The organism is Cognatilysobacter xinjiangensis, assembly GCF_014651995.1.
In the GTDB taxonomy this organism is placed as follows: Bacteria; Pseudomonadota; Gammaproteobacteria; order Xanthomonadales; family Xanthomonadaceae; genus Cognatilysobacter; species Cognatilysobacter xinjiangensis.
Map to the genome: position 1 here is coordinate 340,902 of NZ_BMXY01000002.1, position 13,375 is coordinate 354,276.

Consider the following 13,375-nt stretch of genomic DNA (forward strand, 5'->3'; position numbering starts at 1 on the left):
TCAACCCCGCGCGAGCCGGCGGCGCGCGGCGAGGAAGAACACGATGCCGTAGAGCGCGAGCACCGCGACGTGCAGCCCGGCGCGGCCGTCGCTGGTCGCGCCGACCACCTGCAATGCGATCTGCGCCAGGTGATGCGCCGGCCACAGCGGCGCCAGCGTGCCGACGATGGACGGCAGCATCGACAGCGGCATCCACAGCCCGGCGAGGAAGGCCATCGGCAGGTAGATCATGTTGACCACCGCCGGCGCGCCCTGGCCGCTGGCGAGACTGCCGACGAACAGGCCGATCGCGCAGAACGGCAACACGCCGATCATGTCGACCAGCACCAGCGTCACGGCCTGCATCGCCGACAGCCGCACGCCGCCGAGCGCCATGCCGATCGCGAGCAGCAGCAGCGAGATGCCGACCGCGAACACCATCGCCATCGCCATGCGCGAGAGCAGCACCGCGCCGGCCGGCACCGGCTGCGCGCGCTTGAGCGCCAGGAAGCCGCGCTCGCGGTCCATCGCGATGGCGACGCCGAAGCCGAACAGGCCCGGCGCCATCACGCCGAATACGCCGTAGGTGGCGAGCAGGTGCGTGGCCACCTGCGGCCCGCCCTTGTGGTTGAGCACGATGGCGAACAGCAGGTAGAACATCGGCGGAAACACCAGCGTGGGCACCGCGAACGACGGCGAGCGCAAAAGGCGCATGAACTCGTTGCGGATCTCGAGCAGGTAGGCGCGCATCGGGTTCGGGCGCGCGGGCAGGGCGAGGGTGTTCATGCGGCCTCCTTGGTGATTTCGACGAAGGCGTCGGCCAGGCCGGCGCGGGTGACTTCGAGCTCCGATAGCGTCGGGTCGCCCGAGAGCAGGCGGTAGACGACGGCCTCGACCGCCGCGGCGACGATCTCCAGCCGCTCGCCGTCGCGCGTGGCGGCGATCACGTCGGGCCATCCGGCCACCGCCGCGGCGTCCAGCGCCGACACGCAGCGCACGCGGCGCTGCGACACGCGCGCACGGATCTGCGCGACGCTGCCCTGTGCGACCACGCGCCCGCCGTTGACCACCACCACCCGGTCGGCCAGTGCCTCGGCCTCCTCGAGGTAATGCGTGGTCAGCACCACGCCGGCGCCCTCGGCCACGAGCTCGCGGATCGCGGCCCACAGCTTCTGCCGCGCCTCGATGTCGAGGCCCGTGGTGGGCTCGTCGAGGAACAGAAGCCGCGGCCGGCCGCAGATCGCCATCGCGAACTGCACGCGACGCTGCTGGCCGCCGGAGAGCCGCCCGTAGCGGCGCTCCAGCAGGCCGTCGAGCCCGGCGAGGGCCACGCAGTCGGCGAGACTGCGCGGGTTGGCGTAGTAGCTGCGGGTGACGTCGAGCAGCTCGCGCACCTTCAGCGTCTCGGGAATGCCGGCCGACTGCAGCATCACGCCGATGCCGCGGCGCCCCTCGAGCTCGCGCGGGTCGCGGTCGAACAGCTGCACGCGGCCTTCGTCGGCGGTCGCCAGGCCGAGCATCAGCGCGATGGAGGTGGACTTGCCGGCGCCGTTCGGGCCGAGCAGCGAAAGCACTTCGCCGCCGCGCACCTCGAGGTCGAGGCCGTCGAGCGCGACGACGTTGCCGTAGCGCTTGCGCACACCGGCCAGGCGGGCGAGCGGCGAGAGCGTGACCGTGGATCCCATGACGCGTCTCCGGTGGAAGGTGGCCACACGATGCGCGGCGCCGGCCGGGTGGGGCAGTCGCGGATGTCAGGAATTCCACATGACAGCTGTCAGGTGACTTGCCCCCGGGCGCGGGCCTAACCTGCGCCTCGTCGCCGCCGCCGCCGCCGCGGCATGATGCGACCGACTCCACCGTCGTCACGGAACGCGATGAACACCTCTGCCGATCTGCTCAAGGAACTCCGCATCGACCGCAGCGCACCGCCGCCGCCGTCGAACCGTCGCCCGCTCTGGATCGGGCTGGCGGTCGTGCTCGGCATCGCCGTGGTCGGCGGCGGCCTGTTCGCCGCCTCGCGCGGTCGCGCCGTCGAGGTGCAGGTGGCCGAGGCCACAGCGATCGGCAATGGCGGCGCGAGTGCCTCGGTGCTGGACGCCACCGGCTACGTGGTCGCGCGCCGCATGGCCACGGTGTCAGCCAAGATCACCGGCAAGGTGCGCGAGGTGCGCATCGAGGAAGGCCAGCACGTCGACGCCGGCTACGTGATGGCGACGCTGGATCCGATCGACGCCGATGCGCAGCGCACGCTCGCCGCCTCGCAGGTCGCCGCCACGCGCAGCCAGATCGGCAGCGTGCAGGCCCAGCTGCGCGAGGCCGAGGCGAATGCCGCGCGGCTGTCGTCGCTGGTGCGGCAGCAGCTGGTGTCGAAGGCGCAGTACGACCAGGCCGTGGCGCAGCGCGACGCCCTGCGCGCGCAGCTCGCCACCGCGCAGCGCAATGCGTCGGTGTCGAGTGCGAACCTGCGCATCGCCGAGAACGGCGTCGACAACACCGTGGTGCGCGCGCCGTTCGCCGGCGTGGTGATCGCCAAGGCCGCGCAGCCGGGCGAAATCGTCTCGCCGCTGTCGGCCGGCGGCGGCTTCACCCGCACCGGCATCGGCACCATCGTCGACATGGATTCGCTCGAAGTGGAAGTCGACGTCGGCGAGTCCTACATCGGCCGCGTCAAGCCGGGCATGCCGGTCGAGACGGTGCTCAACGCGTATCCGGACTGGAAGATCCCGTCGGAGGTGATCGCGATCATCCCGACCGCCGATCGCGGCAAGGCGACGGTGAAGGTGCGCGTGGCGCTCAAGCAGAAGGACGCGCGCATCGTGCCCGACATGGGCGCGCGCGTGAGCTTCCTCGAACGTGAGCAGCCAGCCGCGCGGAAGCGAACGGGTGCGCTGGTGCCGGCCGCGGCGATCGTCGAGCGCGACGGCAAGTCGGTCGTCTATGTCGTCGAGGGCGATGGCGACAAGGCGGACGTCAAGGCGGCCGCCGTGACCACGGGCCGCACGCTCGGCGACGACATCGAAGTGCTTGCAGGCCTGTCCGGCGGCGAGCGCGTGGTGCTCGATCCGCCCGAGAAACTCGAGGACGGCGCGCGCGTGCGCATCGCCCCGGGCGACGCCGAATCCGAATGACCGCGGGCGCGAGCCCGTCCCATCCAGCAGGAGAGCTGCCATGTCATCGCTCGTCAGTATCCGCGGCCTGCGCAAGAGCTATCAGCGCGGCGCCGAACGCCTCGAAGTGCTGCACGGCATCGACCTCGAGATTCCCGAGGGCGACTTCGTCGCGCTGATGGGGCCGTCGGGCTCCGGCAAGTCGACGCTGCTCAACCTCATCGGCGGGCTAGACACGCCCAGCGGCGGCGAGATCGAGATCGCCGGCCGCCGCATCGACACGCTGAGCGCCGGCCAGCTCTCCACCTGGCGCAGCGACAACGTCGGTTTCGTGTTCCAGTTCTACAACCTGATGCCGACGCTCAACGCGCAGAAGAACGTCGAGCTGCCGCTGCTGCTGACGAGGCTCAACGCCGCTCAGCGTGCGCGCAATGCATCGATCGCGCTGCAGCTCGTCGGCCTGGCCGACCGCGCCAAGCACAAGCCCAACGAGCTGTCGGGCGGCCAGCAGCAGCGCGTGGCGATCGCTCGCGCGATCGTGTCCGATCCTACGCTGCTGATCTGCGACGAGCCCACCGGCGACCTCGACCGCCAGTCCGCCGAGGAGATCCTCGGCCTTCTGCAGACGCTCAACCGCGAGCACGGCAAGACCATCGTGATGGTCACGCACGATCCCAAGGCCGCCGACCACGCGCGCCGCACCGTGCACCTGGACAAGGGCGTGCTGGTCGACGAACCGGCCTTCGCGCACTGACCCGACGGCGTACGCGCCGCGACGCTCCGCATTCGACGAGGCGGTCATGAAATACCTGCACCTGATCTGGGCTTCGCTGTTCCGCAGCAAGACGCGCACGCTGCTCACGCTGCTGTCGGTGTTCGTCGCCTTCTTCCTGTTCGGCATGCTCGACGCCGTGCGCGTGGCCTTCAATTCCGGCGGCGACGTGAGCGGCGCCAACCGCATGGTGGTGGCGTCGCGGTTGTCGATCACGCAGATGCTGCCGTACCGGCTGCAGCGCGAAATCGAAGCGATCGACGGGGTGAAGCGGGTGACGCCGATCGCCTGGTTCGGCGGCATCTACCGCGATCCGAAGAACTTCTTCCCGAACTGGTCGGCGGGACCGGGGTATCTGGACCTCTATCCCGAATACAAGTTGCCGCCCGCGCAGCGCAAGGCGTGGGAGGCCGACCGCCGCGGCGCCATCGTCGGCGAATCGCTGGCCAAGCGCTTCGGCTGGAAGGTCGGCGACGTGATCCCGCTGCAGGCGACGATCTTCCCGACCAAGGGCAGCAACGACTGGTCGTTCAAGCTGTCGGGCATCTACCGGGTGGACGACGCCAAGCGCAAGGGCGAGGAGAACATCCTGGTGTTCCACTGGGACTACTTCGACGAGGCCAACGACTACGTCAAGGGCCGCGTCGGCTGGTACATCGTGCAGGTCGAGAACGCGTCGATGGCCAACCGCGTCGCCAAGCAGATCGACGCGCTCAGCGCCAACTCCGACCACGAGACCAAGACGCAGACCGAAGAGGCGTTCAACCAGGCGTTCGCCAAGCAGATCGGCGACATCGGGCTGATCGTCACCGGCATCATGGGCGCGGTGTTCTTCACCCTGCTGCTGCTCACCGGCAACACCATGGCGCAGGCGGTGCGCGAGCGCATACCGGAACTCGCCGTGCTCAAGACCATCGGCTTCAAGGACGGCGCGGTGCTGGGGCTGGTGCTCGGCGAATCGATCCTGCTGGTCGCGCTGGGCGCGGTGCTCGGCATGCTCGGCGCACCGCTGGCGATGCGTGCGGTGAGCGCCCTGAGCAGCGGCTTCATCGCGCTGCCCGATCGCCTGCCCGCCGAGAGCTGGGGCATCGGGATCGCGCTGATGCTCGCCTTCGGCCTCCTCGCCGGCCTGCTGCCCGCCCTGCGCGCCATGCGCCTCAACATCGTCGACGCCCTCGCGGGCCGCTGAGGAGAACCGACATGCGCATCCGACGTTTCCTCGGCAATGCCGCCACCTTGCTCGCGCTGCTCGCGGGCCTGCTGGTGTGGGCGAAGCTGCCCGCGCTCGGCGTGCTGGTGCTCGCGGTGCTGGCCGCGCTGTGGCTGGCGCTCACCCGCGGCGGGCGGCTTGCACTGGCCGCGACGCGCGTGGGCATCGCGGGGCTGCCGCAGCGGCTCGGCGCGTCCTCCGTGGTCGTGGTCGGCATCGCCGGCGTGGTCGGCGTGCTGGTGGCGATGCTGGCGATGGGCGAGGGCTTCCGCGCCACGCTGGCCAGCACCGGCGGCACCGATACCGCGATCATCCTGCGCGGCGGCTCGCAGGCCGAAACCAATTCGGTGATCACCCGCGACCAGGCGCCGCTGATCGAAACGCTCGACGGCATCGCGCGCGGCGCCGACGGCCGCGCGCTGCTCTCGCCCGAGCTCTCGCAGGTGGTGACGTTGCCCACCCGCGACGACGGCAGCGACACCAACGTGCAGTTCCGCGGCGTCGGCCCGGCGGCGTGGACGGTGCGACCGAAGCTGCGCATCGTCGAAGGCCGCCGCTTCAATCCGGGCCTGCGCGAGATCGTGGTCGGCCGCGGCGCGCAGCGCCAGTTCCGCGGGCTGGAGGTCGGGCGCCAGCTCAAGCTCGCCAACCAGCAGTGGACGGTGGTCGGCGTGTTCGAGTCGGGCGATGCCTACGATTCGGAGCTGTGGAGCGACGTCGACGTGCTCGGCCCCGCGTATCAACGCTCGGCCTACCAGTCGGTCACGGTGAAGCTCGACGGCCGCAGCGGGCTCAAGCGCCTGAAGGCGGCACTCGCGGCCGATCCGCGCCTCAAGCTCGACGTGTCGACCACGCGCGACTACTACGCCAAGCAGTCCGAAGGCCTGTCGAAGCTGATCAACGCACTCGGTACGGTGATCGGCCTGATCATGGCGCTGGGCGCGATCTTCGGCGCGCTCAACTCGATGTACGCGGCGGTGTCGGGCCGTGCGCGCGAGATCGCCACGATGCGCGCGATCGGCTTTCGCGGCCTTCCGGTGGTCACCGCGGTGATGCTGGAGACGATGCTGCTCGCCTTCCTCGGCGGGCTGATCGGCGCCGCGCTCGCGTGGCTGATGTTCAATGGACACTCGGTGTCGACGCTGGGCAACAACTTCAGTCAGGTCGTGTTCCAGTTTCGCGTCACGCCGGAGCTGCTGTGGACGGGCCTGAAGTGGGCGCTCGGCATCGGCCTGGTCGGTGGGCTGTTCCCGGCGCTGCGCGCGGCGCGGATGGAAGTGACCGAGGCGCTGCGCGCGCAGTAGCGCGCAGCGTCAGGACGGATCGGCCGGCGTCGTCGCCACGGCGGCCGGCACGGGCTTCGCGCTGCGTGTCTTCGCCAGCGTGATGACCACGACGCCCGCCAGGATCACCGCCATCGCGCCCACGTCCTGCGCGGTGAACACCTCGCCGCCGATCAGCGCGCCGAACACCACCGCGAGCGGCGGATTGACGTACGCATAGCTGGTCGCGAGCGCGGGGCGCACGTGGTGCAGCAGCCAGATGTAGGCGGTGAAGCCGAAGATGCTGCCGGCGACCACGAGATACAGCATCGCCGCGGTCGACGACGCACTCGGCACCGCGGTGAAGCGCTCGCCGGTGACCAGCGCCGCGGCGAGCATCCACACGCTGCCCGCGATCATCTGCCCGCTCGCGGCCATGAACGGCTCGGGCAGGTCCTGGTCGCGGCTCCAGATCGAGCCCCAGGCCCAGGCGATCGGCGCGATGGTCAGGCAGACCAGGCCGAGCGTCGACGAGCGTAGCGCGCTGCCCGCGTTGAGCCACACCACGCCGAGGAAACCGACCACGAGGCCGACCCATTCGATGCGCGTCGGGTGCCGCCCGCGCAGCATCGCGAACAGCCCCGCGAACAGCGGCATCGACGCGACCGCGATCGCCGCGAGGCCGGAACTCACCTGCGTCTCCGCGAGGTTCACCAGCCCGTTCGACAGCAGCACCATGAAGATCGACAGCACCGCGAGCGTGCGCCACTGCCGGCCGGTGGGCGCGGGCGTGCCGCGCATCCGCAGCACCACGTACATCAGCAGGCCGGCGATCGACATGCGGCAGGCGCCGAGCAGGAACGGCGGATAGCCGGGCAGCGCGAAGCGGATCGCCAGATAGGTCGAGCCCCACAGCACGTAGAGCGAGGCAAGGGCGAAGCCGACGGCGAGCGGCGACGGCGCGCGCGCGGGGGAGTGGCTCATCGGGACGGATCCGGAAGCGGGCCGCGTCGCGGCGATATGCAAAGCGTAGCGGCTGCCCGTGCGCGCCGGATGCGCCGGAATGCATGGGCGACGACGGAAACTCGCCTTGCAAGCGAACGTAGCCGACCATCCGTCGGCTGACATGCACCGATCACACCGTCATCAGCATGTTGAACGGCCGTCGGGCTTGAGCGGCAGGAGGGGCGATCTATAGCGTGTGAATGCCGGATCAAACCGGCGGCAGCCACGGAGTCGTCCGCATGATGTTCGAGCACCTGCCTCCGCTCGAGGATTCCACGCTGCACACCCGCTGGCTGCACGAGCTGCGCAACGTCGTCAGCACCGCCAGCGTGGCCGCCGCGATGGCGCGGCGTCTGGTCGACAGCGACGCCGAGACCGCGGCAGACATGCTGCACGAGGCCGAGCGCGCGCTGCTGGCCTGCCGTGACCTGCTCGACAGCGGCGGCGAGCACGTGATCCCCGACCCGCTGCTGCACGAAACGCTGCAGGTGCCGCCGATACCGGCCGTGCGCCGCAGCGACGACCGCGTCGCGCGCTGAGCCCGCTCAGGCGCGCTCGCGCGCCAGCACCTGCTGCTTGAGCGGCAGGCCCCAGCGGTAGCCGCCGAGCGAGCCGTCGCCGCGCACCACGCGGTGGCAGGGCACGACGACCGCCAGCCGGTTGCCGCCGCAGGCCCGCGCCACCGCGCGTGCGCCGCGCGGCAGGCCGACCGCGTCGGCAAGCTCGGCATAGCTGAGGGTCTGGCCCTTCGGGATGCGCATCAGCGCGTCCCAGACGCGCTTCTGGAAGGCCGTGCCGATCAGGTCGAGCTCGACTTCGGCCGCGCGCCCGGCCAGCGCGTCGGCGACGGCGGCCAGGCGCGGCGCGAGGAACTCGTCGCGGCCCTCGTCGACCCGCTCCAGCCGCGCGCCGGGGAACTCGCGGCGCAGGCGCGCTTCCAGCGCGGCCTCGTCGTCGCCGAGCTCGATCGCGCAGATTCCGCGTCCGGTGGCGGCCACCAGCGCCCGCCCGAGCGCGGTATCGATCACGCTCCAGCGCACCGATTCGCCGGCGCCACCCTGGCGATAGCGCGACGGCGCCATGCCGAGCCGAGCCGCGCCCGCCTCGTACACGCGCGACGGCGAGCCGTAGCCGGCGTCGTACAGCGCGGTGGTGACGTCGCGGCCGTCGCGCAGCGCCTGCTTGAGCCGGCCGAGCTTGCGCTGGGCGAGATAGTCGGCGGGGCTCAGGCCGAAGCGCGCGGAAAAGCGGCGCTGCAGGTGGGCAGGGCTCCAACCCACCGCGTCGGCGAGTTCGCGCAGGCCGGGCTCGCCTTCGTCGAGCAGGCGGCGCGCGCGGTCGAGCTTGGCATTGGCATCGTTCATGGCCGAAAAAATAACGGGCGCCCGAAGGCGCCCGCTATCCGTTCCTTGCGATCCGCGCTCAGTCGGCCCAGTGGCCGGGGTTGCGCGCGGTCGGCAGCACCTTGGCCGACAGCTGACGATCGGCATTGAGCAGCGCGACCGCGTCGCCGAGGATCGTCGCCGCCTCGCGCAGCAGCGGGTCCGGGCGCTTCTCGGCTAGCTTGGCGCGCTGCGCGTCCTTGGCGATGTCGCGCTCATTGGCCTGCAGGCCGTCGTCGTTGTCGTCGGCGAGAGGATCGAGCGCGAGGCCCATCTGCTGGCGTGCCAGCTGGCGCTGCTTGCGCTTGGCCTCCTCGCGATCGCGCTCGGCGCGGCGCTGCGCCTCGTTGAGCGAGATCGCCTTCTCGGCGCGCTCCTTGCGGAACTGCTCGACGTCCTCGGTCCACCAGCCGAACTCGCGATCACCGGTGATGCGCTGCTCGTGCTTGCGCACCAGCGTGGGCAGGATCGGGCTGAAGTCGCCGTAGGTGGTGTGCGGTACCGCGGCGATACGCGCCCACGGCAGCGCGTTGTCGTAGGTGCTCTCGCCGAACTCGCTGGCATCGACGGACGCCGGGAACGCGATGTCCGGCACCACGCCCTTGTGCTGCGTCGAGCTGCCGCTCACGCGGAAGAACTGCTGCACGGTGAGCTTGACCTGGCCGAAGCGCGCGGTCTCGTTGGCGGGCCAGCGGTCGAGGTCGAGCAGCGTCTGCACGGTGCCCTTGCCGAAGGTGGTCTCGCCGATGACGAGGCCGCGGCCGTAGTCCTGGATCGCGCCCGCGAAGATCTCCGACGCCGACGCCGAGCCGCGGTTGATCAGCACCGCGAGCGGGCCTTCCCAGGCGATCTGCTGGTCGTCGTCGCCGTTGACGGTGACGCGCCCGCCCGATTCGCGCACCTGCACCACCGGACCCTGGTCGATGAACAGGCCGGTGAGTTCGATGGCTTCGTCGAGCGAGCCGCCGCCGTTGTTGCGCAGGTCGAGCACCACGCCGTCGACCTTCTGCTCGCGCAGGGTCTGCAGCAGTTTGGCGACGTCACGCGTGGCCGAGGCGAAGTCGCGATCGCCGCGACGGCGCGCGTCGAAGTCCTGGTAGAACGCCGGCAGCTTGATCACGCCGATCTTCTGCGCGGGCTTGCCGTCGAGCGCGGGCACGTCGATGGTCTCGGCCTTGGCGGCCTGGTCCTCGAGGCGCACGCGGTCGCGCACGATGTTCACCCGCACCGGATGCGAATCCAGCGGCGATTCGGCCGGCACGATGTCCAGCCGCACGGTGGTGCCCTTGGTGCCGCGGATCTTGGCGACGACGTCGTCGATGCGCCAGCCGACCACGTCCTCCATCGCGCCGCTCGCGCCCTGGCCGACCGCGATCACGCGATCGCCCGGCTTGACCTTGCCGGTCTTGGACGCGGGGCCGCCGGCGACGATCTCGCGGATCGCGACGACGTCGTCCTGCTTCTGCAGCACCGCGCCGATGCCCTCGAGCGTATTCGACATCGACAGGTTGAAATTGTCGGCCGAGCGCGGGGTGAAGTAGTCGGTGTGCGGATCGACCGCGTTGGCGTAGCTGTTGAGGAAGGACTGGAACACGTCCTCGCCCTTGAGCTCGCCGATGTTCTGCGCGAGGTTCGCGTAGCGCTTGTCGAGCGTCTTGCGGATGTCGTCGGGTTGCTTACCGGCGAGCTTCAGGCGCAGCCAGTCGTTGCGTACCGACTGCTTCCACAGCGTGTCGAGCGCGGCGGCGTCGGCCGCCCACGGCACGTCCTCGCGGTCGTAGCGGAAGCTCTCGTTGCCGGTGAAGTCGAAGATGTCCTGCTTGAGCAGTTCGCGCGCGTACTGCGTGCGCGCCAGCGCCTGCTGGCGGTAGGCAGCGAAGACCGCGTAGGCGGGGCTGAGGTCGCCGCTCTTGATCGCGTCGTCGAGCTTCGTGCGATAGACGTCGAACTTCGCGATGTCCTGCGCGGTGAAGAACTGCTTGTTCGGATCCAGCGCATCGAGGTAGCGCTTGTAGATGTCAGCGCTCAGCGCGTCGTCGAGCTCGCGCGGGCGATACGCGTAGCGGCTGTCGGACAGCAGGCCGTAGACCAGCTTGGCCGCGGTGGCCTGGTCCTTCGTCGGCGCGTTCGGAATCGTGGTGACGGTGCCGTCCGGACGCGCGAGGAGCGCGAGCGGCGCGGCGAGGAGGAGGGCGAGCAGGGGAGTCTTGAGCTTCATCGGATCCGGGCGGTGGGGCCGCCGATCAGGTCCGGCGGATCGCCGGGAGTACCACGGTGGACAGGCTTGAGACCGCGGCCCAGTGCCGAAAGTTGCACCGGGCGTCCCGCATCTGAACGCGCCCGGGGCCGCGAGTGCAAGCCCGCGACGGCGGCCGTCGTCGTCGGTTCAGCCCGGACTGCGGACGTCGTCACCCAGCGGCGGAGGCCGCTTCACCGTCGACTATGCGCCGCCGCCCTGCGCAGGCGGCGTGGATGCCCGCGACGCAGCGTGCCGCGGGCGGAAATGCCGGTGCTTCAGGCCGTCTCGACCAGGCCGGCTTCGGCCGCCGAGCGGTCGGCGTGGTACGACGAACGCACCAGCGGGCCCGATGCCACGTGGGTGAAGCCCAGCGCGTAGCCGAACTCTTCCAGCTGCTTGAACTCGTCCGGCGTCCAGTACTTCATCACCGGATGGTGGTGCGGCGTGGGCTGCAGGTACTGGCCGATGGTGACCATGTCGACGTCGTGCGCGCGCAGGTCGCGCAGGGTGTTCTCGACCTGCTCCATCGTCTCGCCGAGCCCCAGCATCACGCCCGACTTGGTGCCCACGTCCGGGTGCTGCGCCTTGAAGCGCTTGAGCAGGGTCAGCGACCACTGGTAGTCGGCGCCCGGGCGCACGTTCGGATACAGGTCCGGCACCGTCTCGATGTTGTGGTTGAACACGTCCGGCGGGTTCGTCGCGAGGATCTCGAGCGCGCGGTCCATGCGGCCCTTGCCGCGGAAATCCGGCGTCAGCACTTCGATCTTGGTGCGCGGCGAATGCGTGCGGATCTCGCGGATGCAGTCGACGAAATGCTGGGCGCCCCCGTCGCGCAGGTCGTCGCGGTCGACGCTGGTGACGACGACATAGCGCAGGCCCATGTCGGCCACCGTCTGCGCGAGCTTGAACGGCTCTTCCGCGTCCGGCGGCTTCGGGCGGCCGTGGGCGACGTCGCAGAAGCTGCAGCGGCGCGTGCAGACCTCGCCGAGGATCATGAAGGTGGCAGTGCCGTGGCCGAAGCACTCGTGGATGTTCGGGCAGCTGGCTTCCTCGCACACGGTGACGAGGCGGTTCTCGCGCAGCTTGGCCTTGAGGTTCGCCACCGCGTTGCCCGACGGGATGCGCACGCGGATCCACGACGGCTTGCGCAGCACCGGGGCGTCCTCGAACTTCACCGGGCTGCGGCCGATCTTGTCGCCGCCGAGCTGCTTGGCGCCCTCGACCAGCGGAGCGGGCGACGCGCCATCGACGACGGCGAGGGGAATGGTGCGGGTGACGGACTCGGTCATGGCAGCGGCCGTGGGAAGCGGATCCGGCGTGGCGCCGGGCGTGCATTGTCCCGCGCGCGGGCGGCGAACACCAAAACGCGCGGGAAACGGTGGAAACGCGGGCTGGGACGCTGGCCCGCGCCTCGTCAGGCGAGCTGTGCGGGCGGCGCGGGGTCGGTCGAGACGGTGAGCCCGAACTGTCGCGCCACGTGCTCGATCAGGCGCGCCTTCACCGTGTCCAGGCTCGACGGCCCGCCGAGGTCGGCCATGCTGGTGACCGCGAGCCCGGCGTAGCCGCAGGGATTGATGCGGCGGAACGGCTCGAGGTCCATCGCGATGTTGAAGGCCAGCCCGTGGAAGGTGCAGCCGTGGCGCACGCGGATGCCCAGCGCGCCGATCTTGGCGTCGCCCACGTACACGCCCGGCGCGCCCTCGCGGCGCACGGCCTCGATGTTCCAGTCGGCCAGCGTGTCGATCATCGATTGCTCGACCTTGCAGACGTAATCCTTCACGCCGACTTTCAGCCGGCGCAGGTCGAGCAGCGGGTACAGCACGATCTGCCCGGGGCCGTGGTAGGTCACCTGGCCGCCGCGGTCGACGTGGATCACCGGGATCTCGCCGGGCATCAGCACGTGTTCGGGCTTGCCGGCCTGGCCGAGGGTGAACACGGGGTCGTGCTCGACCAGCCAGAGCTCGTCGGGGGTGTCGGCGCCGCGGGCGTCGGTGAAGGTCTGCATCGCGCGCCAGACCGGCTCGTAGGCGCGGCGGCCGAGGTCACGCACGATCGCGGTCGGCACCTCGCGCGACGACGGCGCGGGCGCGGCGGCGCAGGCCTCGCTCAGAGCGTCCACTTCACCTCCGGGTGATCGCGCAGCAGCTGGTGGGCGCGCTCGTGCGCCTCGCGGCTCGCGGCGCGGAAGCGGATGCGCACCGAGACGTACTTGCCGCTCGAGGACGGCTTCCAGGTGATGTCCTCGTGGACCAGGTCGACGCCGGCCTCGGCCAGCAGGCGCGGCAGCTCGGTCTCCAGCCGCGCCTCGGCCGGCCCCATCGCGGACAGCTCGAATTCGCCGGGAAACTGGAAGCCGTGGTCGGGATTGTCGGAATGGATGTCCATGCGCGGATTATGGGGCCGAAGCCGCGCGACCCAA

Annotated in this window: 13 protein-coding genes; 5 read left to right on the plus strand and 8 right to left on the minus strand. The window is 70.6% G+C overall.

Annotation, left to right across the window (positions count from 1 at the left end):
- On the minus strand, nucleotides 1–765 hold the full coding sequence (locus IE066_RS10080; RefSeq protein ID WP_189449427.1) for an ABC transporter permease: 765 nt from the start codon (nucleotides 763–765) through the stop codon (nucleotides 1–3).
- Nucleotides 762–1,664 (minus strand): ABC transporter ATP-binding protein, encoded by a 903-nt coding sequence (locus IE066_RS10085; RefSeq protein WP_189449429.1) that lies wholly within the window; start codon nucleotides 1,662–1,664, stop codon nucleotides 762–764. Before IE066_RS10085 ends, IE066_RS10080 begins: the two co-directional genes overlap by 4 nt.
- 189 nt (nucleotides 1,665–1,853) lie before the next feature.
- On the opposite strand from IE066_RS10085, the gene IE066_RS10090 reads away from it, so the two are divergent.
- Genes IE066_RS10090 through IE066_RS10105 form a run of 4 tightly spaced genes read left to right on the plus strand, consistent with a single transcriptional unit; the run spans nucleotide 1,854 to nucleotide 6,372 of the window.
- The gene (locus tag IE066_RS10090; RefSeq protein ID WP_189449431.1) at nucleotides 1,854–3,107 is read left to right on the plus strand and encodes an efflux RND transporter periplasmic adaptor subunit; all 1,254 of its coding nucleotides are present in this window, start codon (nucleotides 1,854–1,856) and stop codon (nucleotides 3,105–3,107) included.
- Nucleotides 3,108–3,147: 40 nt separating this feature from the next.
- Entirely contained in the window at nucleotides 3,148–3,840 is a 693-nt protein-coding gene (locus IE066_RS10095) for an ABC transporter ATP-binding protein (RefSeq protein ID WP_189449433.1), read from the plus strand.
- A 46-nt stretch (nucleotides 3,841–3,886) separates the two neighbouring features.
- Nucleotides 3,887–5,047: an ABC transporter permease gene (locus IE066_RS10100; protein ID WP_189449435.1), complete on the plus strand. Its 1,161-nt coding sequence runs from the start codon at nucleotides 3,887–3,889 to the stop codon at nucleotides 5,045–5,047.
- Between the two features lie 11 nt (nucleotides 5,048–5,058).
- Complete coding sequence (locus IE066_RS10105) at nucleotides 5,059–6,372, plus strand: ABC transporter permease (protein ID WP_189449437.1); 1,314 nt, start codon at nucleotides 5,059–5,061, stop codon at nucleotides 6,370–6,372.
- Between the two features lie 9 nt (nucleotides 6,373–6,381).
- On the opposite strand, the gene yedA is transcribed toward IE066_RS10105, so the two are convergent.
- Complete coding sequence (gene yedA / locus IE066_RS10110) at nucleotides 6,382–7,314, minus strand: drug/metabolite exporter YedA (protein ID WP_189449439.1); 933 nt, start codon at nucleotides 7,312–7,314, stop codon at nucleotides 6,382–6,384.
- Nucleotides 7,315–7,574: 260 nt separating this feature from the next.
- On the opposite strand from yedA, the gene IE066_RS10115 reads away from it, so the two are divergent.
- A complete protein-coding gene (locus IE066_RS10115; RefSeq protein WP_189449442.1) occupies nucleotides 7,575–7,874 on the plus strand; it encodes a hypothetical protein in 300 nt (99 codons plus the stop codon).
- 6 nt (nucleotides 7,875–7,880) lie between these two features.
- Here the strand turns inward: IE066_RS10115 and IE066_RS10120 are convergent, their stop codons facing one another.
- From IE066_RS10120 to IE066_RS10140, 5 genes are all read right to left on the minus strand, one after another.
- Complete coding sequence (locus IE066_RS10120; RefSeq protein WP_189449444.1) at nucleotides 7,881–8,699, minus strand: methylated-DNA--[protein]-cysteine S-methyltransferase; 819 nt, start codon at nucleotides 8,697–8,699, stop codon at nucleotides 7,881–7,883.
- 58 nt (nucleotides 8,700–8,757) lie between these two features.
- Nucleotides 8,758–10,935 (minus strand): carboxy terminal-processing peptidase, encoded by a 2,178-nt coding sequence (locus tag IE066_RS10125; RefSeq protein WP_189449446.1) that lies wholly within the window; start codon nucleotides 10,933–10,935, stop codon nucleotides 8,758–8,760.
- A gap of 296 nt (nucleotides 10,936–11,231) precedes the next feature.
- Nucleotides 11,232–12,245 carry a lipoyl synthase gene (gene lipA / locus IE066_RS10130; RefSeq protein ID WP_189449449.1) on the minus strand — a complete coding sequence of 338 codons (1,014 nt, stop codon included), beginning with the start codon at nucleotides 12,243–12,245 and terminating at the stop codon, nucleotides 11,232–11,234.
- Nucleotides 12,246–12,370: 125 nt separating this feature from the next.
- On the minus strand, nucleotides 12,371–13,075 hold the full coding sequence (gene lipB / locus IE066_RS10135) for a lipoyl(octanoyl) transferase LipB (RefSeq protein ID WP_189449451.1): 705 nt from the start codon (nucleotides 13,073–13,075) through the stop codon (nucleotides 12,371–12,373).
- Nucleotides 13,063–13,341, minus strand: a complete 279-nt coding sequence (locus tag IE066_RS10140) for a DUF493 family protein (protein WP_189449453.1) — start codon at nucleotides 13,339–13,341, stop codon at nucleotides 13,063–13,065. The genes lipB and IE066_RS10140 overlap by 13 nt, the downstream gene beginning before the upstream one ends.
- Nucleotides 13,342–13,375 lie beyond the last annotated feature (34 nt).